Raw genomic sequence first — 23,673 nt, 5'->3', positions numbered from 1 at the left:
GAGGGAACATGAAAAGAAGACATGTGAATTTTTCTATTTATACTGGAACGAACAACAAATGATTAGTACATGCATATATAAGCATGTATTCACATATAGAACGTTCATATAAAACAAGCATGACTCATATGGTATGTATGGTGAGATAGTTCAGCATCATATAGATCGCATTCCTTCTACTCCCTTCCATATGGTAATCAAAAAGCCGATGCTTTTTATTCTTACATTTACCGTTTAAGCAGCAAAAAAATAAACAAAATGATCCATTTTTATAGGATTCATGGCATACTTATCACCTTTTAAAAGAAAAATATGGAGAATCAGCGAATAACATTTGTTTTCGTCTAATTTTTTTCTCTTTTATCGTCAAAAGTGAAGACAAAACGATTTAGGCAAAACATTACAATCATTTCATGCCTATTTTGAGCTCAAATGTTCTTCATCTGAACTTCATAATATATAGAGGCAAGTCAAAGGAAGGAGTTAGTTGTTTGATGGAGCTCATTGATAATAAATCAAAGAGATGGATAAACATTTTAAAATTGCTTGTATCCAAAAATAAGTGGTGGAGCCTTCAAGAGATATCGAATGAAAATATCGGCTCGGTTCGTGCGATTCAAAGCGATTTAGAACAAATGAAATCGTTCCAAACAGAAAATGGAGAGCCGTTAATCCACATAAAGCCAAGACAAGGCATTTCCATTTGTTATACCGAGACAATTCGAGCGGACTACTATATTAAAGAAATTTTAAAAGATACGATTGAAATCCGATTGATTGACGGCATTTTTTTCGAAGAAAACAGATCTTTCTATGAATGGATGGACACGCTTAATATCAGTAGATCCACACTGTATAACACGATTCATAAAATCAACTCGATCCTTACATCCTATGACATTGAGTTACGTCCAGATAGTATGCAGTTTCATGGGAATGAGAAGGAGATTCGTCAATTCTTTGTTGAATTTTTATTTGAAGTGTATGGAAGCCGGCTTTGGCCATTTGATGATATTCAAAAACAAGACGCAGTTCATTTATTACAAGAACTATTTCAGGTGCTCGAAGTCAATGTACCAGATGTCGCGATAGATAAATACTGCCTGTGGCTCGGCGTTTCCATTCACCGAATGCGAAAAGGTTTTACAATCAGCCGTAAATATACATACTCAATGACTGAAGAAAAACAAACCTCTACAGCTAAAGGAATCTATGATCAAATTAGAAGATGGGAAGAGCACATCTGCCGAATGGCCAAAGACGTATTTGATGTGACGCTGGATCATCATGAATTTGTCTTTTTGCTATTGATCGAACCAGCTATTGGGCACTTTAAATCAATTGAAACTGTCGAAGAAAAATTGACGTTCTTTCAGTCGCATACACCACGCCTCTATGATGCCATTCATTCATTTATCACCCAGTTGGAGTCGATTTTTCATCAAGAAATAGCGAATCGTAAGGTGATGACACTCGTTCTTCTCCAATATTATGTGTATTCCAATGAAATTACCGTGAGAGATGGATTCCTTTTCAAAAAGAAATCGAGCTATTTATCAGAGGTGAAAAAACAGTTTCCCTACTTCTATTCGAGGATTAGTCATATCATCCAAGAGTTAAAAACAGACGATATCCTTGCTTCTTTTGTGAAAAATGAACGGGAATTGATTCGTATCATTACATCTTCCTGGAGAGGGCTTGTTCATTTGGAGATGGAACGGAGAAACGTGCTGAACATTTTTGTTATTTCAACATTAGGTTATTATCATAGTTTGTTTATTGCTGATTTAATTAAATTAAGCGTGCCTCCTCTCATTCACATTTTCACAAGTCCAGAAAATTCGTTAAATGATGTCACGATGGATCAACTTGGGGTTGATATGATTGTGACCGATACTGAGCTTCCTCTTCAATTCGGTCGATCTACGCTGCTGATCAGCTCTTTTCCAACAAAAAAAGAATTGGACAACTTACACCGAAGATTGGTTGATATGACAAACTAATGTTCATCATAAAAAAAAGCTGCTGAGACATTCTCAAGCAGCTTTTTGGTTCTGTATTAATGAAGCACGATTTGTTCATTCATCAAATCAATGGCGTAAAGCGATTGCCCATATTCATCTAATAGAAGGTATACTTTGAGCGGGGCAGTGGTTTGATCTGTTTGCTGTGTGAATAGGACACAAGTGAATTTTTCAATCCCATCTGGCAGCTTGCTTTTCAGAAAAGGATGAAGAATAGGAGAGATTCGAAGGGTATCAACATCTTTCAGCCAAAGCTCATCTTGTAACGCAGGATAATGGTCAACCAAAAACTGACGAAACACTTCCAATGTACTCAAGGTAGATATCCTCACTTTCTTCTAACTTGGCTTCAAACTCACCTAAAAACAAACGGAACCAACTCATCATATGATCTCGGTACACGTATTTTCGCATACGGCTTGAGACATGATCACTCACTTTTTAGACATGAACTGTAGATCGACTGTACTGTCACGAATGTTCAATATGTATAACGTTTCCTATGTCATCTCATTGACTCCACCACGAATTCAAACAATGGACCTATGATCATATTCTTACCTGTTTTCTTTCGTGATGAAACGACAACTTCCTGCTACAAAATTCCATTTTTCCGCAAAAAAGAGGAAGATGGGACAAAAAAAGAACAGTACTGACTGTTCTTTTGGAAGTTATGAAAAGTCTGTCAAAGAGAACACTTCGCCACTCACTGCATCAACGCCATCATGACAATCGAGCTTGCCGCATAAAACATATTGTTTTTGCACATCGTCATAGACATAGATGGGTGTAAGTTCGAGGCGTTCTCTCAATGTTTCAAAGGCTTGTTTCTGAGTTATGGTGATTTCACTAGCTGTTTGAGATGGATTGAGTATCCCACATACTTGAAACATCTCTTTTTTATCTATGTAATGAATGGCTTCAAAAGTGTTGGCATCAATGAAGACCTTGATTTTATCCATAAATCCACTGCCTTCTTGCTCATTCGTTTTTAATATCGCATGGATGTATCCCTGATCACGTTGGAGTGTTTTTAGAACCCACTTCCCTGTATCGTTTGAATATTTTTGCACCAAAAAGGTTCGAACCGCTTTGATACACTCATCCTGGTCTTCTTTTGATATCGGGAGGGAATCTGGTGACGGTTCCAATGAGAAAGCTTGTTCAGCTGAAATGTTCTCATGAATGTCCATTTCCTTTTTTTCAAAGGCATTGTTTATCGGTTCATTCCACTCAATGACTTCATTCATGTGTATACAATGCGTTTCTTCACGCCCAACCTCAAACGGAAGAGTTCCTGTTCCATCGTTCTTCACATAGATTTCTTCTAGAGCATAAATAGAACGGATTTGATTGTGCTCGAAGGAAGGCCATTGAAACATCTGTACTTGCTGCTTGGCTAAGTTCTTCACCTGATCAAGGGAAAGCACATATTTCTCATCTTTCAGTAATGTTTTGGCTAAAAATGGACCGTGGTGTGTAAAGTACATGAGCTGTCCATGTTCATTCCATTTCACTTCGATTCTGCCTGAAGGTGCTACTTTCACACCATCTATTGCTTCTTCGAAAGAAAGTTCCCCTTTCTCCTTCTGATGCATATGAAAATGCTCTCCATAGATCAATCCTGTTTCTTGTTCGATCCATTGAATGACATGAGCTGGATAAGGTCTCTTAAACGTGACACCATGCTGCGCATAGGTTTTGTCCATAACAAAAATAACCGACTCGGTCTGTCCTGTATTCAAGTTCACTTCAATGACAGCTGTGCCGTCTGGGTTTAGATCATCGTCCTCGGGTTCCGTTTCATGAGAGGGAAACCATTCCATATTCAATGTATACACCGTTTCATTGAACATATTGACGTAGCGATGAAAACTTTGTCTTTTTAGGTAGTAAAGATCTAAGCCAAATTTCGCCTTTGTCTGATCGATCAGTTGTTGAATGTTTGCATTCATTTGTTTCACCTCTAAATGATGATATTTTATGGAAGAAGAAAGGTGACAATAAAGCCGACTATGATGATCGCTGATAATAATCCTAAAACCAATGACATCATGTTTGATTCCTTTGTAAAGCCTTTTAATTCACCTTCAGTCGACCGGTCGATTTTTCTAAAGCGATAAAGCATGCTTAAATTAATAAGGGCTAGAGTTACAAATAATAAGAAAAGTAAAAGTATAGGTTGCATGTTTAAGAATGGATTCGTTACATCTTGGAAACTAAATGACTGGAGAAACATCAGACCACTCAATACCACTCTCGAAATATTTTCTGACCTCTTTTCTTTCTCCCACTCTTCCCCCAATTTTTCTTTTTCATAAATGGCTATCTGCTCGAAAATAGGAATGAAAGACTTTGTTGAGCCTTTCTTAATAAAACCATAAATACTTAGAAAGAGCATGATAGATCCTAAACAAAGAAAGAAATGTGTAAATCGAATGTCAGACATTTGAAACAAGATAAAAAAAGGAACGATCATGATGCCGACTATTAAATTAGAGACAGCTATTTGTTTTCTTCTCATCTTTTTCAGTGTAGCTTGTTCCATGTAATACTCCTCTCCTTTTTCAATGTTTCTGTTGAACGCTCTATCTTTGTTACGATTTGACTGAAAAAATGTTTCAATATTTTTCCTTTCTATTATCAATGCGGCTTTTTCACAAATGAAAAGACGCCCACCATTCAATGAACGTCTTATCCTTCTTCATGAAATCAGCACATCATATTTGAGCTGTTCTGTCTTTTATTTGCTGGGCTGCCAGGTGTTTAAAGTCATCAATAGACAGCAGCTTTGACATTTTTTCTCCATGTTGTCTGATGTTCAGTGTTTTTTCGTGCATTTCTGTATCTCCAATGACAGCGATATAAGGAATTTTTTGCATTTGTGCTTCTCTCATTTTATAGCCGAGTTTTTCATCCCGTTCATCGATTGTGACTCTAATTCCGATATTTCTTAATTGCTGCTGCACCTCTATGCAGTAATCAAGGTGAACGCTTGAGACAGGTATGATTTGTACTTGGATTGGTGCGAGCCATAACGGGAAGACGCCGGCAAAATGTTCAATGAGAATACCAAGGAACCGGTCAAGTGAACCAAAAATGGCACTATGAATGACAACTGGCCGCACCTTTTCATTTTTCTCGTTGATATATGTTAAATCAAATTTCTCTGGCATTTGAAAATCCAGCTGAATTGTGGCGCACTGGTGGCTCCGCTTTAATGCATCTTGAATATGAAAGTCGATCTTCGGACCATAAAATGCCCCATCTCCTTCATTTAAGTAGTAGTCAATCTTTAACTGATCAAGCACATTTTTTAGCGCTTTTTCGGATACATCCCAAATAGCGTCATCCCCTAATGCTTTTTCTGGACGAGTGGATAGTTCGACTGAATACTCAAAACCAAATGTCCGATACACATGATCAACTAATTGAAAAATCCGTTTGATTTCAGCTTCGATTTGATCTTCTCTTAAAAAATATGGGCATCATCTTGGCAAAATGTTCTGACCCTGAACAATCCATTTAATGCTCCGCTAAATTCATGACGATGCACCTGACCAAATTCAGACATTCTAATTGGAAGGTCTCTATAGGAATATAAGTTATTTTTGAACATGAGCATATGCCCTGGACAGTTCATCGGTTTTAAAGCAAAACTTGTATCGTCTACTTCTGAGAAATACATATTTTCATGATAATGATTCCAATGCCCTGACTTTTCCCAAAGTTCTTGGTTCATCATAAATGGAGTACTTACTTCTTCATATTGCGCTTGACCTCTCACTTCTCTAGAAAAGGCCATTAATTCATTTCTGACAATCTGACCTTTTGGTAAATAAAACGGCATGCCTGGCGCTTCTTCTGAAAACATAAAGAGGGATAACTGTTTCCCTAATTTCCGGTGATCACGTTTATTTGCTTCTTCCATGAAATGAAGATAATCAGCTAGATGATTTGGATGCTGAAATGCTACACCATACACTCGCTGCAAGACATCCTGATTGCTATCTCCCCGCCAATATGCCCCTGCCACACGCATTAGTTTAAATGCCTTTAAATACCCTGTAGAAGGCAAATGAGGTCCACGGCACAAATCTATAAATTCTCCTTGCTGATAAATCGTGATGGCTTCTTGTCGAGGGAGACTTTTTAAAATATCCAGTTTATATGGATCATGTGCAAACATCACTTCAGCTTCTTTGTAAGAGACCTCCATTCTTTGAATAAGGTGATTCTCGTTTATGATGTTTTTCATCTCTTTTTCAATCATTGCCAAATCCTCTACGCTTAACGTTTGATTCAGCTTCATATCATAGTAAAATCCATTCTCAATGACAGGTCCGATCCCCAGTGTCACATTGTCATATAACCTTTTCACAGCTTGGGCTAATACATGTGCAGCTGTATGACGTAACACTTCCAGCCCTTCTTTTGAATCAAGTGTTAGAATCGAAACCCCCGCATCGTTGTTTAACGGATAACTTAAGTCCACTGTCTGATCATTGATCTTTCCCGCTACTGCTTTTTTTCTTAAACTTGGGCTAATATGGGAGGCAACCTCTGCGACTGTCGTACCTGCGGAGAACTCCTTGATCTTTCCATCTGGAAATTGAATTTTTACCATTTTTTCTCTCATCACTGACACACCTTTCTCTTTTTTGAAATAAAAAAACACACCCATCCCTCATAGAGGGACGAATGTGTAATCCGTGGTTCCACCCAAATTCCCATAACGCGTATTCGCTTTATGGCTCTGGCGCCGTAACGTGGCGTAGACGGTATTGGATACTGCAATGTTCCCCAATCAGCTCAAAGGTGGTAAGATAGCTTTTCTGCGTTAGGAAGATTTCACCGTGACTTCCCTCTCTGTGAACCGATAAAAGCTGCTCATGTCCTTTTCAAAGCAATCATGCTATAAAAGTAAACAAAAAAACACACCCATCCCTCGTAAAGGGACGAATGTGTGATCCGTGGTTCCACCCAAATTCCCATAATGCGTAATTGCTTTATGGCTCTGGTGCCGTAACGTGGCGTAGACGGTATTGGATACTGCAATTTCCCCAATACAGCTCAAAGGTGGTAAGACAACTTTTCTGCGTTAGGAAGATTTCACCGTGACTTCCCTCTCTGTGAACCGATAAAAGCTGCTCATGTCCTTTTCTTCGCTTTTGATTTCTCCATATATTACATGATGATGGGGAATGATGTAAAGATTTATTTTGTACAGTGCTATTGAATTTTATTCTTTAAATGAAATGTCTTGTCATTTCACTGGGGCTATATTCGACTTGATACTTAGGAGATAACGCATTCTTCACTTCTTCCGTTATACACTCCCCTGCTTGATTAAACTTCTTTTCCATTTCTACCCCTTCTGGCAACAAGTCATCTGTTTCTTCATCAAACCAACAACCATACTGTATGGCCCAATCCCATATTTTGGAGAATAGTACATCGCTTATAGGTACATCATCTCTTTCTAAATGACATTGACAATGTCCGCATTGAAAAGGTTCGCCACCATAGGTTCCTTCAATTTTCACATAAGGTTGGTGCTCAAAATCACGACAGCATACCCATTTTTTGAATCCCTGACCAAATGTTGTCAGTTTTATCGAGTAATAACGCATGGACGTTCGTTTTCCTTTCATAGCAAAAACACCTTGATCAATCAGCTTCTTTAGCCGATACTCAATAAAATCATCTCCGATATATTGTTCTAAATGACCAAGGACTTCTCCAATTAAGCGTGGAGTTACGATGTATTCCTCTTCTGGCTCGGACAGATGAAGCCGCTTAGCCATTTTTACTAAATAAGCATCAAATTCATCTTCTGATACGTTGAGCGTTTGTTCATTTCGCCATATCCTAAGTGTATGATCTGTTTCGGCAATGTGAAGCCACTCTTCTTGTAATCGTTCTCTTTCTTCCTTGGAAATGGTGTGAAAGTGATTTTTACTTTCATAAATGATTTTAAATTTTTCAGATGGGATTTCCCCAGTATGTCGAAGGTCCATGCGAATCGTCTTTGTATTAAAATGGTGATCATATGCAATCGCTGTATTAATGACAGAGACGTCCACGTTTTTTCCTTTTAATAAATAGATGGCAAATCGTAGACCTATTTGTTCGTGTGCATTGTTGCCTATCCATATCATCATATGTGAGCCATCTTTTACATCCTTCACTTGTTGAATCATTTTTTGCTGATCGATTACCATATCATCAAATCTACCAAACTCATTGGACATGACATGTCGAAGCCACTCCATACGAGTCTCTTGTCCTTGACGTTCATGTAAGTGTGTAAGTGGGCCAATGGAGTAGATATCATCAAAGGTGATGATGCCTTCCACTGGTTTTTGCTTCATTTCACGTAATGCTTGCTTTAAACTACCAGCAGTTGCTGCCCCAAATACGATATGTATCATTATTCGTCTCCCTTTATCTTACATTTTATATCATCTTCGCCTATTCATGGTTCTTACGTCAATTCTATTGAGTCAATTTCATTCAAAAGTACGACGATGAGAGGATAAGATCTATATAAAGAATGCAGAATTGAGGAGACTAGATTTTTTATAAAAAATGAAGAACCCCACGAAATGGGGCAATCAGTTTACTGAGTAACTTTGAGGCTTTCTTTCTAATGATCTATTGATAGAAATACCCTCCAAAAAGGGAAATTCAGTTTATGTACTTCTTCACAAGTTCCCCTTCACAATCGTTCTTTTGGCTTTCTTGACAATCCTCCTAGTTGCTTTTGTATCAGAATCTTTTAACCACTGTTCACACAGGTTTATGACCCAATTTGGTTGTGTTTTACTAGCGTCATTGAGCCAGTTTCCAACAGAATCTTGAACATATGTTGATGGATCAGATTTGAGCAAATCTAGAATAGGCTGTGCCCTCATTGGCTCTTGTTTTAATGACTCAATATGCTTTGTCCAAACACCTCTTGGGCGAATAGCTTCTACTGAGAATCGGCGAATATTTTCATCTTTACTTTTAGCCCATGCTGTTAAATGTTCTATACTTTGATCGAGCTGATCCTTTAGGCTTTCTCTCACTGACATCCACGCAATTTCTCGAACTCCAAAATGATGATCAGCTGCAAATGGTTGAATGTACGCCAATTTCTCTTCCAAAGTTGATAAACGGTGTTTGTTCATATAAGCAGCCCAACAGCGGACGCTATCAGATACATGGTGAGTAAATGCCTGTAGCACTTCCGCTTGTTTTTCCCCATTCTCTTTCTGTAGCCATTCATCTAACAATTGACCGATGAGACGAATTGCTTTCATTCCAGACTCAGCCTTTTGTTGAGTGATCTTAGATGTTAAACCGTCTAAATGATGGTCTAAACCAACGGATGGCAAAACATGACGTAATAACGTCATATGATTGACAGCCAGCCATTCAGTTAAATTCACACTCTCTATTTTTCCCTGATTCAAAAGGAACAAGACGTCATGAGGGATATCAGTCCCCTTTCGAGCACCTTTTCGATTGATGATCTCCTCGCTTATTTGCATTTATTTTCTCTCCTTGTCTAGTGGTGCTTTTGTTTGATATTCATCGTTTTTAAAAGAAATATATGAATGCCTTCAATCTTTGGATATTGCCCCCTATTGTATCAAATAAACAACTTTACTGGTGCATTCTTCAAACCAAAAAGGAACTACCCGAAATAAGTAGTCCCTTCCATACAAAATTGAATTTAAGTTACCTTCCTTGCTCGATCACCTTCAAACTCTTCTGCTGAGAGATTCTGTCAAACGCCACCATCAAGATGGTCATGAGTAAAGCGAGAAGAACCGTTCCAGCACTGATCCAGCTCAGGTGCAATATAGATGTCCTGCTCAATACAATCCCCCCTAACCCCGAGCCTAAAGCAAATCCGAATTGAATAAATGATGTATTGACACTTAATGCGATATCAGGAGATTTCGGAACAAGGGTTACAAGATATAGCTGCTGAGCTGGTGATGTACTCCATGTAGCGATCATCCATATCATGATAACAGCCACCATGACCACGAGATTCCCTGTGACAAATGCTAGTAGCATGAGCATCATGATTTGCAAAGTGATGCCAGAAAAAATCGTGAAGATTGGCCCTTTTTTATCTGCTGACATCCCTCCAAGGCTTGATCCTAAAAAGCTGCATATTCCCGCTAGTAACAAAATGCCACTGATTTCTGTGATGCTTAGGTTGGCTGATTTTTGCAGGAAGGGCGTTAAATAGGTAAATAACGTGGAATATCCCCCTACATAGAATAACGTGACTGCCACTGCAAGTAATATTCGCTTGTCTTTTAAAATCGATAATTGCATACGAAGCGTCACCGGTTCTTGTTCTTTCATAGAAGGGATCCGCCTATACACCACAATCAGCGGAATAAGCGTGATCACTCCAATGGCTGCGAATAATCCTTTCCATCCGATCACACTGCTTAGAAATGTCCCGATTGGAACGCCTAAAACCAAGGAGCTGCTTAATCCCATTAAAATGATGCCAATCGCTGTTCCTCTTTTTTCCCGTTCTACAAGACGAGTTGCAACCGCCATCGCCACTACAATCGCCGTTCCCCCACTGATTCCTTGTAAAATTCTTGTGATCATGACCATTTCAAACGAATGGCTGATACTTGTGATGAAGTTACTTAAAATAAAAATGATCAGCGTCCATGTTAATATTTTTCTGCGGTCCATATTGATGGTTAGTGCGATGACAATCGGTGCACCGATTGCGGCCGAAAGTGCTAAAGATGTGACCAATAAGCCAGCAGTAGACGTTGTGACATGTAAATCATGTGCGACCATTTGAATAATGCCAGTAATGATGTATTCGATCGTTCCGATTAAAAAAGCTGCTAAAGCAAGTAAATAGACAACGGTTTTATTTTGCATCGTGACGTTTCTCCTTTGGGCCATGTTTACGATTTGATTTCATTTTTAATAGGAATTTGAATTTCAATGAGTCTGCCTTCTTCATTTTCTGACAATGGGTAATAGATTTCTCGGCCCGGCTGATCATCTTTCACGCGGTATCCGTTATGTTCAATCCATGTCGCCAGGTCAACACAAGCAGTTTGTGCGGATGGAGAATGGGAATGAAATAAGAGTGTTGCCATGGTGTCTTCTGCAGGTAACGTGCGAATTGTCATTCCCTGAGGAAGCGAGCACCTTAACGATTTGACGGAATACCCCACCTCAAATTCGAACTCACTTTCTTTATCCAGTGATTCTCTCCATAACACTACTTGTGGTCCCGAGATCGATTCTTGTTGATGTTTATGTAATAAATGATGAAACATTTGAAAGAATGAAGGGATTTCTTCAACAGTTCCGTTGGATTGAAAAGACATGATGCGTTTGCTTTCAACCGATTTGATGATAACCTCCTGTTCTTTTTCAACACACCCCTCTCGTTTGATGAGATGCATCCGCTCCTTAATACGGGCTAATTTCTGTTGTTCTTTTTCGATCAATTGCTGAATCTCACTCTCTTTCAAGAGAAACATGCCCTGAATTTGCTCTACTGAGATATCTTCACGAAGAAGCTGCCCCATTTGTTTTAACGTAAAGCCTAATTCCTTATAAAGAAAAATTCGATTGACCTCAAGTAACTGCTCAGCTGAGTAATAACGGTATCCCGAATCTTGATCGATCTGCTGAGGCTTTAATAAATCAATTTGGTCATAATATCTTAAGGTTTTGACAGGCACTTTACTTAACATAGAAAAATCGCCGATCTTGAACATCCTGCATCTCCTCCGATTTGTTGATCTGTTCACAGTATAAACCTTTCAGTTAAGGGGAAGGTCAACATGAAGTTGATTAAATTTTTCAAAAGCACAAAAAAACCTAGATTTCTCTAAAATCTAGGTTTTGCTCATTATCCTACTATTTTTTCTAACAATCCCATCTCTTCAACAATCTTTATATCATCCATAAATCGTTGCAAACTTACTTTATGCTCTTTCTTTTGTAAATGTGTTGAATAACCTAAGCATAGATTAAAAATACAATCTAACCTTTCTCCGACCCCACTATAAAAATAATTCGTCAATATTCCATTATTTTCACTTGCAAGAACCACAACTGTAGCGATCTCTAATACATATTCTATATCTTCTATAGAAATCGTTCGCTCCTTTTTCTTAGCAGTCATGAATTCATGACTATGAATAGAACGAATCCTACCTTCAAGTAAATTGAGTATAGACCTTTTATAGATGACATACACACTGTGAATATGATGTTTATCAGGACAATAGGGATCTTGTAAAATGAATTTTATACGTTCATCTTCTTTTTCCATTTTTATTGCATCAAGATCATATAATAAAATATGATCAATTTCTTCTATTTTCATAGGAGGAAACATGTGGGCTACATCTGTTTTGTTTTTCATTTGATCACCCCGAAATCTAGTCTCTCTTACTCCAAACGTTCCAATCTTTCAAGCCACTTGACAATAGTTCCGTTTGTAAAGTAATCGAGTATGACACCATCGCAAAATCGTTCAGCTCTCAGAACCCCCATGATGAGAGCCAGTACACACTGCGCATTTACATTTGAGGTGTCCACATTCTCTAAATCGTTCATTCCACCCTCAATGCCATTTTCTTTGAGGATCTCACTGTAGCGGGTAAGCTCCATTTCTTGATGTTGTTCTGCAAAGGTATAGACATCCTCGATAAAACGACGGACCGTTTCGGAATAATTCACAAAGGGCATCTGAATCGGGTGTTCCGCTGTTCCATCATTTTCTTGATCGATCACCCATTCTCCGATATGGTCCTCGTGAAGCATCGGTATGTATTTTGTTAGAATCTCGAATTGACTCATTCCATCCTCCTCTACCTCATTCATATGGTTTACTCTGATCGACACCTATGGATTGGTATATAAAAAAATCCGTAATTATCCTACCAGCTAGACACCAGTATTCAAATTACGGACAGTCTTTTATTTACTTCACTTTTTTACAGTCTTACCATTGATACAACACACTCCACATGCGCCGTATGCGGAAACATATCCACTGGCTGCATGTATTCGATCTTGTAGTCTTTTGACATATATTCGAGGTCTTTTGCTAGTGTAGATGGGTTGCAAGAGACGTAGACAAAGCGTTTTGGTTTGACTTGTTTAACGGTGTCTAGGAAAGTGCGTTCGCAGCCTGTTCTTGGCGGGTCGACGACGATAACATCGGGACGGAAGCCTTCTTTGACCCATTTTGGCAGCCAGTGTTCAGCTGTGCCTGTCACATAAGTTGCGTTTTTCATGCCGTGTTTTTTGGCATTTTTCTTCGCGTCATCAATTGATTCTTTGATAACATCCATACCTCTTACTTCTTTTGCTCCATCTGAGAGCCACATTCCAATGGTTCCAACGCCGCAATACGCATCGACTACCTTTTCTTTGCCAGTCAGTTTGGCCGCTTTTTTCGCTTCGTCGTAAAGCTTTAATGTCTGCTTCGGATTCAATTGGAAGAAAGCCCGTGCACTCAATTCAAAGGAGACGTCTCCTAAAAATTCTTGGATGACCATGTTGCCAGCTAGGAGCGATGTTTTATGCCCAAAGATGACTGACGTTTTTTCGCCATTGATATTGTGCATAATAGACGTCACTTCTGGCAGACGTTTTTGAATGGCTTCGGCGATTTCTTTTTTCTTTGGAAACTCAGGCTTTGATGTGACAAGGACGACTTGTACTTCACCTGTTTCAAAGCCGACACGCACAACAATCGAGCGCACGTCGCCTTTTCTTGTCCGCTCGTTGTAGACAGATACGCCGAATTTCTCTAAAATTTTGCGGACGACGCCTGTTGTTTTGTTCGTTTTCGGATGCTGGACGATACATTCCTTGATCGGGACAAGTTTATGGGAATTCAGCCCATAAAGCCCTGCGATGATGTCCCCGCTATGTGATCTTCCGACTTGGAACTGACTTTTATTCCGGTAGTGCCACGGATCTTCCATACCGATTGTTGGTCTAATGTCGATCTTTTCAACCGACAGCTTTGTATGACGCTCCATTGATTGAATGACAATATCCCGTTTTTCCTTTAACTGCTGCTCGTATGCCAAATGCTGAAGCTGACAGCCTCCGCACTCTTCGTATACTGGGCACGGCGGTTTCACTCGATGTTCTGAGCGCTTGCGGACTTTCCTCACCGTACCTTCTGCATATTTCGCTTGAACATTCGTTGCTTCAACTACTACTTCCTCACCTGGAAGTGCACCTGGGACAAAGACCACTTGCTTTTTAAAATAACCGACCCCTTCCCCATTAATGCCAAGGCGTTTAATGGTAAGCGGGAACTGCTGCCCCTTTTGCAGAAGGGCTCCTTGCTGTTTTTCTTTCACGTTTATTCTCTCCGTTCTATTTAAACCTTTATCGGTTGTCCTCATTTTATTCCATCTGAATAGTATATCACGACTTGGACGAAGAGAGAAAATGCCTTTCAATTATTTATCTGTCTCTATACTTCTCCATAAATAAAGGGAGGCGTAGCTTAAATACGGAGCCCACTCCTTGCTTAAAACTGCCATCTCTTCTTTTGTTGGCTTTTCTGGCAGGTCAAAGTGACGTTTGATCGCATTTTGAATCCCGATATCTGCCATTGGAAAGAGATTTGGTCTTCCAAGTCCATTCATGAGGACATTTTGAACCGTCCAAGGTCCAATTCCTCTAATCGGAAGCAGACGTTCTTCAATTTCAATATCCGTTAAGTCGTGTAATTCTTCTAAATTCAGAGAGCCGCTCACTATTCGCTTTGAGACATCAATCACATATTCCGCTTTTCGCTGACTGAATTGCAGTTTTCTCAAATCATCGGTTTCAAGTGATGCAATGGTTTCCGGTAAAGGGTCAAACCAGATGCCGTCGATTTGCTCACCATACGTATGAACAAACCGTTTCGTCAGCTCATAAGCAAATGCAAGATTGAGCTGCTGATGAATGATGCATTTCATCAAGCAATGATATAGATGGAAATCCAGCATAAGCGGCGTTCCGATATGACGTTCAAAAATGGGCGCAAGATTTGTTTGAGCAAAATGGTCATGCACGGCGTGTAATTGATGCTCCATGCCAAATATCCGCTTCACCTCAGAAAGGATCGCTTCCTCCGGCCCGTTAGCCTGTATCCGGAACGAAGGTGCTTCTTTTGTTCCTGTCGCTTGAACGACTGCAATGTACGGTTTATGATTCAGCCTCATCGGTACTTTGATTTCTCTTTTATCCAGATCGACCGCCTTTAATGGATCGCTCGACAAACGTCTCAGCACTTGATCGAAGTGATAGGGCGGTTCAACCAATAGGTGTTTTTCCCACATGTTTTTCCTCTTCCTTTCTGCCAACACACGCAGATGTGATTGTTTCACTTTGCATGAATGATTCTCTATATTGAATACTTTTAAATATAAAGAGTACAAGAATTTATCAGTTATATCTTCCTTATTTATGGTCATTCTCCTTTTGGATAGATGAAAATTTTTAGTCGAATTCAGCTAAAATTCGACAGCAATCTTCAACATTTTAGGATCATTTTCCTTAAATTAGAAATAGAACCTATGGGTGATATCTTCTATTTCAAAAATATTTGTATAATTATGACATATCAAGGAGGTGAACAAAGGAATTAGCGGATTAGGCAATCATTTGTTTCATCTTGCAGGAACATATTTACCTCATTGATAACCGGCTTCACCTAGTTTCACGTTTTACTAAAAGAAGACCCAAAATTTAAAAACAAAGGAGATCCGACCAATGAAAAAAACAATTCTTTCTGTTGCCCTTGCCACTGCTGTTTCTTCGACACTACCAGTATTCGCTGACGCTGCTGAGCAAAAAACTGCTCCAGTTTCAACAACTATTCAGCAAACTGTGTTAAACAAAGCTGCTGAAGGTAAAGCTTCAACAAATGCGACAAATGTTAACATTAACTTTGACGTACTTGGAATTGCCAATGCATTAATTAATGCTGCAAATGCTAACACGAACCGTGAAGGCTTTGTCAAAGGATTAATGGAGTCTGCTTTCTATGCTGCTGGCGCAAAATACAATGTCATGGTCTTTAACTTAAGCCAAGGCTATGAGACTCGTTTCAACGGTGTTAAAACGTTTGCTACTGTTAAATACGGAAGCATTACGTACGGAGTTTGGGTATTTGAAAATGGATCTTTCACAAACAAAGGTGATGGCGGTTACATCAACTGGGCATTTAGAGGTTGGTTCGACCGTAACGGTGGTTTCGTCAACTTCCGTCGTCCTTAATTCTCGCTTTATCCATCAATCATACACGCACATTGGACCGATCTCAGCGATGAGATCGGCTTTTTTATGGTGAAAACGTATAAGTTCACCGCCGGTGCTTCATGATATAATGCAAGTCTGGAGGGGTGCATATGCTGAAAAAACTTGCAGTGACAAAAAACGGCGACTTGATTGAACATGCAACATTGCAGCAGCTTTCAAGCCCCGATATTGCCTGGTATTGGATTGATTTTTATGCGCCAACGGAAAAAGAAGCAGCACTGTTAAAGGAATTTTTTCAGTTCCATCCGCTTGCGATTGAAGACTGCTTCCATTATTTACAGCGGCCAAAGCTTGATTTTTATGAAGGGTATTTATTTTTCGTCCTTCATGCCCTCAATCAAAAAACACTTCGATCTGAAGAAGTCGACCTGTTTGTTGGAGAAAACTATATCGTTACTTTTCATTTAAAGGAAGCACCCTACATTGATCGAGTCATTCGAAAGCTCAAAGGGTCTGATAAAGCACGAAAGAGCGGGCCAGAGCATATGGCTTATATGCTGATTGACCAGCTCGTCGATGATTATTTTCCTATTATTTATCAAATTGAGGACAGGCTCAATGAAATCGAGGATGAAGAAGGACATAAAACGTATGGTACATTAATGAACGAAGTATTCGGTATTCGATCCGATTTGCTCAAACTGCGCAGAACCATTATCCCGATGAGGGACCTCTTATATCGAATTGTGAACACGAATATGATGAAAAGCGATGCAAACCGGCAAGCATATTTTAATGATATTTATGATCATCTATTGAAACTAACAGAGATCGTTGAGTCAAACCGTGATATGACAGCCGATTTACGAGACAGCTATCAAACACTAAATTCCAATCGAATGAATGCCATCATGATGACACTGACCATTGTCTCGACGATTTTTATTCCACTGACCTTTATTGTTGGGGTATATGGGATGAACTTTGATAACATGCCTGAGTTACACTGGAAATATGGCTATTTTGGCGTACTGATTTTCATGGGTTTGCTTGTCTCAGGGATGCTTTTGTGGTTTAAACATAAAGGATGGTTTAGGATTTTTAAATAGTTTTTTGAGAGAAGTGCTTGAAAGGGAGATACTATGGAAAACTGGATTCCACTGACAGACAAAGAACTAAAGTACGCATGGAAAACATTTGATCAAAAGTTTAAATTTAACCCAAGCATCTCTCGCTTTCCCGGTTTTCAAGCACCATCTCCTTACATCACATATGATATCTCTGCTTATTTCGAGGACCCTTCTCTCCTAAGTGGGGATGAAGACCTTGAAAAGAAGGCACTGCTGTCTTTTCAGGAGAATATCACGATCACACCATACGGCTCATTTGAAAAAGATGAATTTGGAGAATGGAGAGTTCCTGTGCTCCCTATTTCTTTTTATCAAAAGAGATGACCTGGGGTTTACTAGGACATCCTTGGGAGCAAAGCATCACGATTTTCGGTGAGGGCTTGATTGACTCCTTTACTCGTCATCGTCCCCTTTTGTTCCAGCGTAAAATAAGAGAAGGATAAGTCAAAAAGCTTGCAGATGTCTGCAAGCTTTTTCTATAGCTGAGGGAGATGCCATACTTTTTCAAGCATGAGATCGTCTAAGCTTTTAAAGGTATATCCTTGTTTTTTTAAAGCAGTGATGGCATCATCAAGTGCCTCGGCATTGTCCCTTGAGACGGTATGAAGTAAGTAAATGGCACCCGGATGCGCCTGTTTCATCATTTGATTGTACGCATACTGTTTTCCTTTTTGATGGTGGATGTGCCAATCTACAAACGCTACTGACCAGAAAACGGTTTGGTAGCCAAGCTGTTTCGTTTCCTTTAGTACCCTTTCACTGAACACTCCGCGTGGTGGACGAAGGTAGAGGTTATCTTGTTTTCCTGTGATTTTGTATACCGCTTCATTGACACGATCCAGCTCTTCTTTGATTTCTTTCGTGCTCTTTGTTGTTAAATCTGGATGGTGATAGGAATGGTTGCCAATAATATGACCTTCCTCTGCCATACGTTTGACGAGCTTAGGCTGGTCCTTTACGAAGTGCCCAGTCACAAAAAAGGTGCCGGGTACTTGATGTTTTTTCAGCACGTCCAAGATTTTGGGTGTGTACCCATTTTCATAGCCATTGTCGAATGTAAAATAAATCTCTTTCTTTTTCGTATTTCCTAAATAGAAAGCATCATATTTCTTTAAGAGTGTCGTCAGTTCCTTGCCGGCATCTGCTGGCTTGTGCTCTTTGCTTTTAGCAAATCCCCAATGAATCGGCTGATTAGACACGGCTTCTAAGTTTGAAAAAGGCATCGATACAAAAAGCGCACATAGACAGATCAGTATGCATTTTTTCATTTACGTCACTTCCCGGTTTTTCTTCTATTGTGCAGAATATACCGGGTACTCATACACTTTTTGACCTGCCAATTTAAAGAAAAAAGCCCGCATCAGCGCGAGCTATTCTTCCTTCCAATCGGTTTTAAACCGTTCATATTTCGCTTCCAGGTCGTCGATCATCTGGATGAGTCTGTCTATATCCTCAACGTCTGTGGATTCAGGATCTAATGAATCAATCACATTCATAAACATATCTAATCGGTTCTTTAAATAATCAACCTGCTGTTCTTTGCTGTCTGCTGCCTTGCCCATAGATACACTCCCTTTAGCATTTGTTTATAGCTTATCTTTTTTTCCTTTGTAAATCAATTGTGTCCCCTCTTGCGTATAACGGTGATGGGGCTTAAAATTAACTGTTGGCGGGTCTATGTTTGCCCGAATGAAAAGGAGATAGATACCATGAACCAAAAAACAGCACTTCGCCCGATTACACCTGCATTCGACCCTTGGGAAGCCTATCTCGATGTGCAGGATTACGGAGAAATGAAGCTGACAAATATTGAATTGACGACAACGACGTTGTGTAACATGAGATGTGAGCACTGTGCGGTTGGCTATACTTTGCAGCCAAAAGATCCGAATGCACTGCCACTCGATTTACTGCTTCGCCGTTTAGATGAAGTACCGCTCTTGCGTTCCCTTAGCATCACAGGCGGAGAGCCGATGCTGTCTCTGAAATCTGTACGGGAATATGTCGTTCCTTTATTAAAGTATGCCCATGAACGCGGCGTCCGTACCCAAATTAATTCGAATTTAACACTTGATTTGGCTCGATATGAAGAGATTATTCCATACTTGGATGTCCTACACATTTCACATAACTGGGGAACAGTCGAAGAGTTTGCTACGGTTGGTTTTGCAATGATGGACCGAAAGCCAACCTTTGAACAGCGCGAGAAATTGTTTAACCGCATGATTGAGAATAGTCAGGCACTTGTGAAAGCGGGTGTAACCGTATCTGCTGAAACGATGCTGAATAAGCGTACGCTTCCTTATATTGAACACATCCATCGTCAAATCGTGGACGAGATGAAATGCCAGCGCCACGAAGTTCATCCGATGTATCCAAGTGATTTTGCCAGCGCCCTTGAATCATTGTCGCTTCCGCAAATGCGGGATGCGATTCATCAGCTGCTCGATGTTCGTGATGAGAACACTTGGATGCTGTTTGGCACATTGCCATTTTATTCATGCAGCACAGATGAAGAAGACCAGCGCCTCTTGACTCGATTGCGTCAAGCGAAAAATGTGACAGTACGAAATGACCCTGATGGCCGTTCACGGTTGAATGTGAATATTTTTGATGGGAATATTATTGTGACAGACTTTGGCGATACACCGCCATTAGGAAATATTGAAACCGATACGTTGCAATCAGCTTATACACGCTGGATGAACACAAAATTGGCAAAAGAACTGAATTGTCATTGCCCAAGTGTGCAATGCCTTGGTCCGAATGTTCTTGTGAAAAACAGTTATTATCAAGATGTTGATTTTACTTCTCGTACAGCCAGGGGGTAACCGATAGATGGACGAAACATTTCTGACAGTGGTCAAGAACAAATACATTGAAATTCTCCTTGTTGGCCTCATTCTTTGGCTTGCCGTCTTTATGATCAACAAAGCGCTTCAGATTTTCTTTAAACGCACTGAATTCATTGAAGACAAGAAGAAAAAAACGATTGAGAGCTTGGTCAAATCGGTTTCAAAGTATACAGCTTCCATATGTTTTGTCTTATATGTGATTTCTCTATTTTTTCATGACTTTGGGAAGATTCTTGCGGGGGCTGGTGTCGCTGGAATTGTCATTGGTTTTGGCGCTCAGACCTTGATTCGTGATATTTTAGCCGGCATCTTCCTCATTTATGAAAGGCAAATTCATAAAGGTGACTATGTGACGGTCAATAATCTTTTTAACGGAACCATTGAAGAAATTGGTCTCCGGTCTTTGCAAATTAGAGAATGGAGCGGCAAGCTGTTAACCATTTCAAACGGAGACATTCGTCAAATCCAAAACTACAATATGCACTACATGCGTATCACAGAGTCAGTCTTGATCAGTGCAAACCAAAATCCTGACATTGCTTTCAAGGCGCTAGAAACAGCATGTGATCAGTTAAATCAAATGCATCATGATTTACTGAAAAAAGATGAATTCCAAAACGCCATTGAACCTTTTCAGGTTCATGGCATTATGGGGCTCAATAAATTGAATCGCGGGATTGAGATCACCGTAAAAGGAATGGTCGAGGATGAAAAATACTTCGAAGCCGCCCTCGCTGTGCGAAAAGAAATGATCACACAACTTCATCAGCATGATGTGAAATTGCTTGAGGATCTCGTCTATCCACAGCCTGCAAAATAACCTCATTTGTGATGGGGTTGTTTTTTTGATTGTTTTTAGTTAACCAGTTAATTATAATATTATATAGTTAACCAATTAACTAAAAGGAAGGATGTTTACATTGAGAAAAACTGAAGCGATTTTTTTATTAAGCAAATGTATCAAGAGGTGTTAATCCAATTAGATATAGAAAAGGTGGAGACTTATTTTTCTTCAGATTATCAGCAAGTCACTGATGGAAAGGTCTCTTCCCTTGATGAATTTAAAAAGCATCTCTCCACATTAAAAGTCATGACAAAACAGCTCGACATCCCTACCTTTCACGATATGTTGTTTGATGAAGAGACTCAGCAAGGGTGTTTTCGTTACACTGTACATGTTGAGCTGTCCACAGGAGACCACGGTCTAATAGATGTGATGGCGTTATTTACTTTATTAGATGGTAGAATCATTCGGTGTGATGAGCTGACTAGACCGCATGAGAAAAATAAGACGCTTGAACAACTTGGACATATCAGCTAAGGAATTCTTTTCTTTTCAGCCCTCTTACTTCTATCCTCTTGACTGATTCATGTATAATAGAAAGCAGATTGATTTCATGCAGCATGGGGACCCTCATACTGTGTATTTACTAATTGAAAGAGAGTGAATAAGATGGGTCGTAAATGGAACAACATTAAAGAAAAGAAAGCATCAAAGGATGCCAATACAAGTCGTATTTACGCAAAATTCGGGCGTGAAATCTATGTGGCTGCCAAGCAAGGTGAGCCAAATCCAGAATCAAACCAAGCACTTCGTTTTGTCCTAGAACGTGCAAAAACATATAGTGTCCCAAAACACATTGTGGACCGTGCGATTGAAAAAGCAAAAGGCGGTGCAGAAGAGAACTTCGATGAGCTGCGTTACGAAGGATTTGGGCCAAACGGATCTATGGTGATCGTTGATGCCCTGACCAATAACGTCAACCGCACAGCGTCTGATGTTCGTGCAGCATTTGGGAAAAACGGCGGAAATATGGGCGTCAGTGGATCTGTTGCTTACATGTTTGACCAAACAGCGGTGATCGGTGTCGAGGGGAAAAGTGAAGAAGAAACGCTTGAACTTTTAATGGAAGCAGATATTGATGTACGTGACATTATGGAAGAAGATGATACGGTGATCGTCTACGCTGAACCAGATCAATTCCATCAAGTTCAAGAAGCCTTCAAACAGGCAGGCGTAGAAGAATTTACTGTCGCTGAAATCACAATGCTGCCTCAAAACGAAGTGACATTAGATGATGAATCGAAAGCACAATTTGAAAAACTCATCGATGTATTAGAAGAGCTTGAAGACGTGCAGCAAGTTTATCATAATGTGGATTTAGGGGAATAATGAGCTAAGCCATCGTAGTTGTTGGATTCATTCAACTTCTGCGTTGGCTTTTTTATTGTCTAGGTAAGGTTTACGTTCTACTCAAGACCATGTAATATGAAGAAAGAGTCGTTTCCACAAATAACCAAGGAGCTGAGTTTCATTTTTAAAACATGGTGGTTTTCGTATTATGGCTTTATGATCCTCCCTTTTATTGGTCTATGCTTAATTTTCAACAATTTGACGATATTCACGAAAGTCTTTCTCTTTCTTTTCTTTGTATATCTTTTATATAACGCCTTTGATTTTTACATTCATGAAATGAAAAAGAAAAAAGATAGGACATCTTAATCAAAAAACAGTCATCTCCCCTTGGTAAGAGGAGATGACTGTTTTTAATTCATCCCTTGAAACCCAAACGTCAGGTGATCCTGAACAGGAATCCAAGCGCCGATTCCTTGTGAGGTCACATTTTTTACGACAAGTTTGCGTTTATTTCCCTTGAGCACAAGATACACTTCTCCGTAAGTAACCTTTCCTTTTTCGTTAATCGCTGGAGCGTACGCATGCAGGGTTGCTGCTTTTTTCGGAGATACGTGGTAGGACTGATCTCGCTTTGTTCCTGCACCAATCACTGTGTCGAAGGCGAGCGGAAGTTTTGTTTTTTGGATGGCTTTTTGCATCATCAACGTTTTCACATCTTCTGGGTTTGGTACTTTTGCTGTGAGCCCTCCACTTACTTTTACTTGTTGCTTTTGCACATATTTGCCGATGGCTGTTTTGTTTCCGCCTCTATTATCAATGTGATTCGTGTTCACCTTTTTGTATTCCCAATTGGCGACGGTTTCGTTTGAATCATAGCTGAGTGCCCATCTTCCAAGAAAAATCGTTGCCCTGTAGCCAACTGCTAGCGGTGTACCTGAGATACTGGATTCATTCAGCATTTTAATTAAATGTGTATTTTCAATTGGTACACTTGTTGTTTTAAATAATTCGGCCGTCAGCTCGCTCGGCTGGAGCAGCGGTTGATCTTGCGACGCATTTGGATACGTATTTTCCTTTGAGATACTGGCGACAGACGATGGCACCTTAAACGGCTTTACTGCCTCGGCTGGAAAACTGTATAGAAAACTTAAGGATAAGAGAACAACAAACATGATGCGGGGCATCTTTTTCATATCATCACTCTTTCTCATTCATTTTTCCATAGTATTTTCCCGAAAGACGTCCCTTAT

21 protein-coding genes, 2 pseudogenes and 1 other annotated feature are annotated in these 23,673 nt (G+C 39.7%); of the genes and pseudogenes, 8 read left to right on the top strand and 15 right to left on the bottom strand.

Annotated features, from left to right (window positions below; all coding sequences use genetic code 11):
• Nucleotides 1-494: 494 nt before the first annotated feature.
• Complete coding sequence (locus MKY11_RS04000) at nt 495-2,003, top strand: helix-turn-helix domain-containing protein (RefSeq protein ID WP_342501879.1); 1,509 nt, start codon at nt 495-497, stop codon at nt 2,001-2,003.
• Between the two features lie 56 nt (nt 2,004-2,059).
• On the opposite strand, the gene MKY11_RS03995 is transcribed toward MKY11_RS04000, so the two are convergent.
• The 12 genes and pseudogenes from MKY11_RS03995 to MKY11_RS03940 form a co-directional block, all read right to left on the bottom strand.
• Complete coding sequence (locus tag MKY11_RS03995; RefSeq protein WP_017366847.1) at nt 2,060-2,341, bottom strand: hypothetical protein; 282 nt, start codon at nt 2,339-2,341, stop codon at nt 2,060-2,062.
• Between the two features lie 354 nt (nt 2,342-2,695).
• Entirely contained in the window at nt 2,696-3,979 is a 1,284-nt protein-coding gene (locus MKY11_RS03990) for a hypothetical protein (RefSeq protein WP_342501878.1), read from the bottom strand.
• 26 nt (nt 3,980-4,005) lie between these two features.
• Nucleotides 4,006-4,572, bottom strand: coding sequence for a hypothetical protein (locus tag MKY11_RS03985; protein ID WP_144668000.1), 567 nt, complete (start codon nt 4,570-4,572; stop codon nt 4,006-4,008).
• 172 nt (nt 4,573-4,744) lie between these two features.
• Nucleotides 4,745-6,663, bottom strand: a pseudogene (gene thrS / locus MKY11_RS03980) (threonine--tRNA ligase).
• A 312-nt stretch (nt 6,664-6,975) separates the two neighbouring features.
• Nucleotides 6,976-7,199, bottom strand: a binding site (T-box leader).
• Between the two features lie 74 nt (nt 7,200-7,273).
• The gene (locus MKY11_RS03975) at nt 7,274-8,458 is read right to left on the bottom strand and encodes a DUF1835 domain-containing protein (protein WP_342501877.1); all 1,185 of its coding nucleotides are present in this window, start codon (nt 8,456-8,458) and stop codon (nt 7,274-7,276) included.
• Between the two features lie 273 nt (nt 8,459-8,731).
• Nucleotides 8,732-9,562, bottom strand: coding sequence for a DNA alkylation repair protein (locus tag MKY11_RS03970; RefSeq protein ID WP_342501876.1), 831 nt, complete (start codon nt 9,560-9,562; stop codon nt 8,732-8,734).
• Between the two features lie 190 nt (nt 9,563-9,752).
• Complete coding sequence (locus MKY11_RS03965; RefSeq protein WP_342501875.1) at nt 9,753-10,940, bottom strand: MFS transporter; 1,188 nt, start codon at nt 10,938-10,940, stop codon at nt 9,753-9,755.
• Between the two features lie 26 nt (nt 10,941-10,966).
• Nucleotides 10,967-11,794 carry a MerR family transcriptional regulator gene (locus tag MKY11_RS03960; protein ID WP_035391322.1) on the bottom strand — a complete coding sequence of 276 codons (828 nt, stop codon included), beginning with the start codon at nt 11,792-11,794 and terminating at the stop codon, nt 10,967-10,969.
• A gap of 134 nt (nt 11,795-11,928) precedes the next feature.
• Nucleotides 11,929-12,447, bottom strand: a complete 519-nt coding sequence (locus MKY11_RS03955) for a hypothetical protein (RefSeq protein ID WP_144667990.1) — start codon at nt 12,445-12,447, stop codon at nt 11,929-11,931.
• 26 nt (nt 12,448-12,473) lie between these two features.
• Nucleotides 12,474-12,884 carry a DUF6508 domain-containing protein gene (locus tag MKY11_RS03950; protein ID WP_144667988.1) on the bottom strand — a complete coding sequence of 137 codons (411 nt, stop codon included), beginning with the start codon at nt 12,882-12,884 and terminating at the stop codon, nt 12,474-12,476.
• 137 nt (nt 12,885-13,021) lie between these two features.
• Nucleotides 13,022-14,413 carry a 23S rRNA (uracil(1939)-C(5))-methyltransferase RlmD gene (gene rlmD, locus MKY11_RS03945; protein WP_301232271.1) on the bottom strand — a complete coding sequence of 464 codons (1,392 nt, stop codon included), beginning with the start codon at nt 14,411-14,413 and terminating at the stop codon, nt 13,022-13,024.
• Nucleotides 14,414-14,509: 96 nt separating this feature from the next.
• On the bottom strand, nt 14,510-15,379 hold the full coding sequence (locus MKY11_RS03940; RefSeq protein WP_160758132.1) for a DNA-3-methyladenine glycosylase: 870 nt from the start codon (nt 15,377-15,379) through the stop codon (nt 14,510-14,512).
• A 433-nt stretch (nt 15,380-15,812) separates the two neighbouring features.
• Between MKY11_RS03940 and MKY11_RS03935 the strand changes: the two genes are divergently transcribed.
• From MKY11_RS03935 to MKY11_RS03925, 3 genes and pseudogenes are all read left to right on the top strand, one after another.
• A complete protein-coding gene (locus MKY11_RS03935; protein WP_024720250.1) occupies nt 15,813-16,319 on the top strand; it encodes a hypothetical protein in 507 nt (168 codons plus the stop codon).
• A gap of 131 nt (nt 16,320-16,450) precedes the next feature.
• Nucleotides 16,451-17,410 carry a magnesium/cobalt transporter CorA gene (gene corA, locus MKY11_RS03930; protein WP_041506595.1) on the top strand — a complete coding sequence of 320 codons (960 nt, stop codon included), beginning with the start codon at nt 16,451-16,453 and terminating at the stop codon, nt 17,408-17,410.
• Between the two features lie 33 nt (nt 17,411-17,443).
• Nucleotides 17,444-17,874: pseudogene (locus tag MKY11_RS03925) on the top strand (DUF2716 domain-containing protein).
• Between the two features lie 33 nt (nt 17,875-17,907).
• Here MKY11_RS03925 and pdaA read toward each other — a convergent pair.
• Together pdaA and MKY11_RS03915 are read right to left on the bottom strand one after the other, a co-directional pair.
• A complete protein-coding gene (gene pdaA, locus MKY11_RS03920) occupies nt 17,908-18,699 on the bottom strand; it encodes a delta-lactam-biosynthetic de-N-acetylase (protein ID WP_039168013.1) in 792 nt (263 codons plus the stop codon).
• 102 nt (nt 18,700-18,801) lie between these two features.
• Nucleotides 18,802-18,993, bottom strand: coding sequence for an SE1561 family protein (locus MKY11_RS03915; RefSeq protein WP_003218031.1), 192 nt, complete (start codon nt 18,991-18,993; stop codon nt 18,802-18,804).
• Between the two features lie 147 nt (nt 18,994-19,140).
• Here MKY11_RS03915 and yfkAB point away from each other — a divergent pair, with 147 nt between their 5' ends.
• From yfkAB to MKY11_RS03895, 4 genes are all read left to right on the top strand, one after another.
• Nucleotides 19,141-20,262 (top strand): radical SAM/CxCxxxxC motif protein YfkAB, encoded by a 1,122-nt coding sequence (yfkAB, locus tag MKY11_RS03910; RefSeq protein WP_017358799.1) that lies wholly within the window; start codon nt 19,141-19,143, stop codon nt 20,260-20,262.
• A gap of 7 nt (nt 20,263-20,269) precedes the next feature.
• Nucleotides 20,270-21,106 carry a mechanosensitive ion channel domain-containing protein gene (locus MKY11_RS03905; RefSeq protein WP_025206933.1) on the top strand — a complete coding sequence of 279 codons (837 nt, stop codon included), beginning with the start codon at nt 20,270-20,272 and terminating at the stop codon, nt 21,104-21,106.
• A 147-nt stretch (nt 21,107-21,253) separates the two neighbouring features.
• Nucleotides 21,254-21,607 (top strand): nuclear transport factor 2 family protein, encoded by a 354-nt coding sequence (locus MKY11_RS03900; RefSeq protein WP_342501874.1) that lies wholly within the window; start codon nt 21,254-21,256, stop codon nt 21,605-21,607.
• Nucleotides 21,608-21,739: 132 nt separating this feature from the next.
• Nucleotides 21,740-22,459 (top strand): YebC/PmpR family DNA-binding transcriptional regulator, encoded by a 720-nt coding sequence (locus MKY11_RS03895; protein WP_007496614.1) that lies wholly within the window; start codon nt 21,740-21,742, stop codon nt 22,457-22,459.
• Between the two features lie 374 nt (nt 22,460-22,833).
• On the opposite strand, the gene MKY11_RS03890 is transcribed toward MKY11_RS03895, so the two are convergent.
• Nucleotides 22,834-23,595 carry a YfkD famly protein gene (locus MKY11_RS03890; protein ID WP_256689339.1) on the bottom strand — a complete coding sequence of 254 codons (762 nt, stop codon included), beginning with the start codon at nt 23,593-23,595 and terminating at the stop codon, nt 22,834-22,836.
• Between the last annotated feature and the right edge of the window lie 78 nt (nt 23,596-23,673).

It is taken from the genome of Bacillus sp. FSL W7-1085 (assembly GCF_038595035.1).
Lineage (GTDB): Bacteria > Bacillota > Bacilli > Bacillales > Bacillaceae > Bacillus > Bacillus altitudinis.
The sequence above is the reverse complement of the archived record's forward strand: the minus strand, read 5'-3'. Positions and strand labels throughout refer to the sequence as shown.

Coding starts and splice junctions, on each gene's coding strand:
- MKY11_RS04000 (WP_342501879.1), top strand. CDS start 495: ATGGAGCTCATTGATAATAAATCAAAGAGATGGATAAACATTTTAAAA.
- MKY11_RS03990 (WP_342501878.1), bottom strand. CDS start 3,979: ATGAATGCAAACATTCAACAACTGATCGATCAGACAAAGGCGAAATTT.
- MKY11_RS03985 (WP_144668000.1), bottom strand. CDS start 4,572: ATGGAACAAGCTACACTGAAAAAGATGAGAAGAAAACAAATAGCTGTC.
- MKY11_RS03975 (WP_342501877.1), bottom strand. CDS start 8,458: ATGATACATATCGTATTTGGGGCAGCAACTGCTGGTAGTTTAAAGCAA.
- MKY11_RS03970 (WP_342501876.1), bottom strand. CDS start 9,562: ATGCAAATAAGCGAGGAGATCATCAATCGAAAAGGTGCTCGAAAGGGG.
- MKY11_RS03965 (WP_342501875.1), bottom strand. CDS start 10,940: ATGCAAAATAAAACCGTTGTCTATTTACTTGCTTTAGCAGCTTTTTTA.
- MKY11_RS03960 (WP_035391322.1), bottom strand. CDS start 11,794: ATGTTCAAGATCGGCGATTTTTCTATGTTAAGTAAAGTGCCTGTCAAA.
- MKY11_RS03955 (WP_144667990.1), bottom strand. CDS start 12,447: ATGAAAAACAAAACAGATGTAGCCCACATGTTTCCTCCTATGAAAATA.
- MKY11_RS03950 (WP_144667988.1), bottom strand. CDS start 12,884: ATGAGTCAATTCGAGATTCTAACAAAATACATACCGATGCTTCACGAG.
- MKY11_RS03940 (WP_160758132.1), bottom strand. CDS start 15,379: ATGTGGGAAAAACACCTATTGGTTGAACCGCCCTATCACTTCGATCAA.
- MKY11_RS03935 (WP_024720250.1), top strand. CDS start 15,813: ATGAAAAAAACAATTCTTTCTGTTGCCCTTGCCACTGCTGTTTCTTCG.
- corA (WP_041506595.1), top strand. CDS start 16,451: ATGCTGAAAAAACTTGCAGTGACAAAAAACGGCGACTTGATTGAACAT.
- pdaA (WP_039168013.1), bottom strand. CDS start 18,699: ATGAAAAAATGCATACTGATCTGTCTATGTGCGCTTTTTGTATCGATG.
- MKY11_RS03915 (WP_003218031.1), bottom strand. CDS start 18,993: ATGGGCAAGGCAGCAGACAGCAAAGAACAGCAGGTTGATTATTTAAAG.
- yfkAB (WP_017358799.1), top strand. CDS start 19,141: ATGAACCAAAAAACAGCACTTCGCCCGATTACACCTGCATTCGACCCT.
- MKY11_RS03905 (WP_025206933.1), top strand. CDS start 20,270: ATGGACGAAACATTTCTGACAGTGGTCAAGAACAAATACATTGAAATT.
- MKY11_RS03895 (WP_007496614.1), top strand. CDS start 21,740: ATGGGTCGTAAATGGAACAACATTAAAGAAAAGAAAGCATCAAAGGAT.
- MKY11_RS03890 (WP_256689339.1), bottom strand. CDS start 23,595: ATGTTTGTTGTTCTCTTATCCTTAAGTTTTCTATACAGTTTTCCAGCC.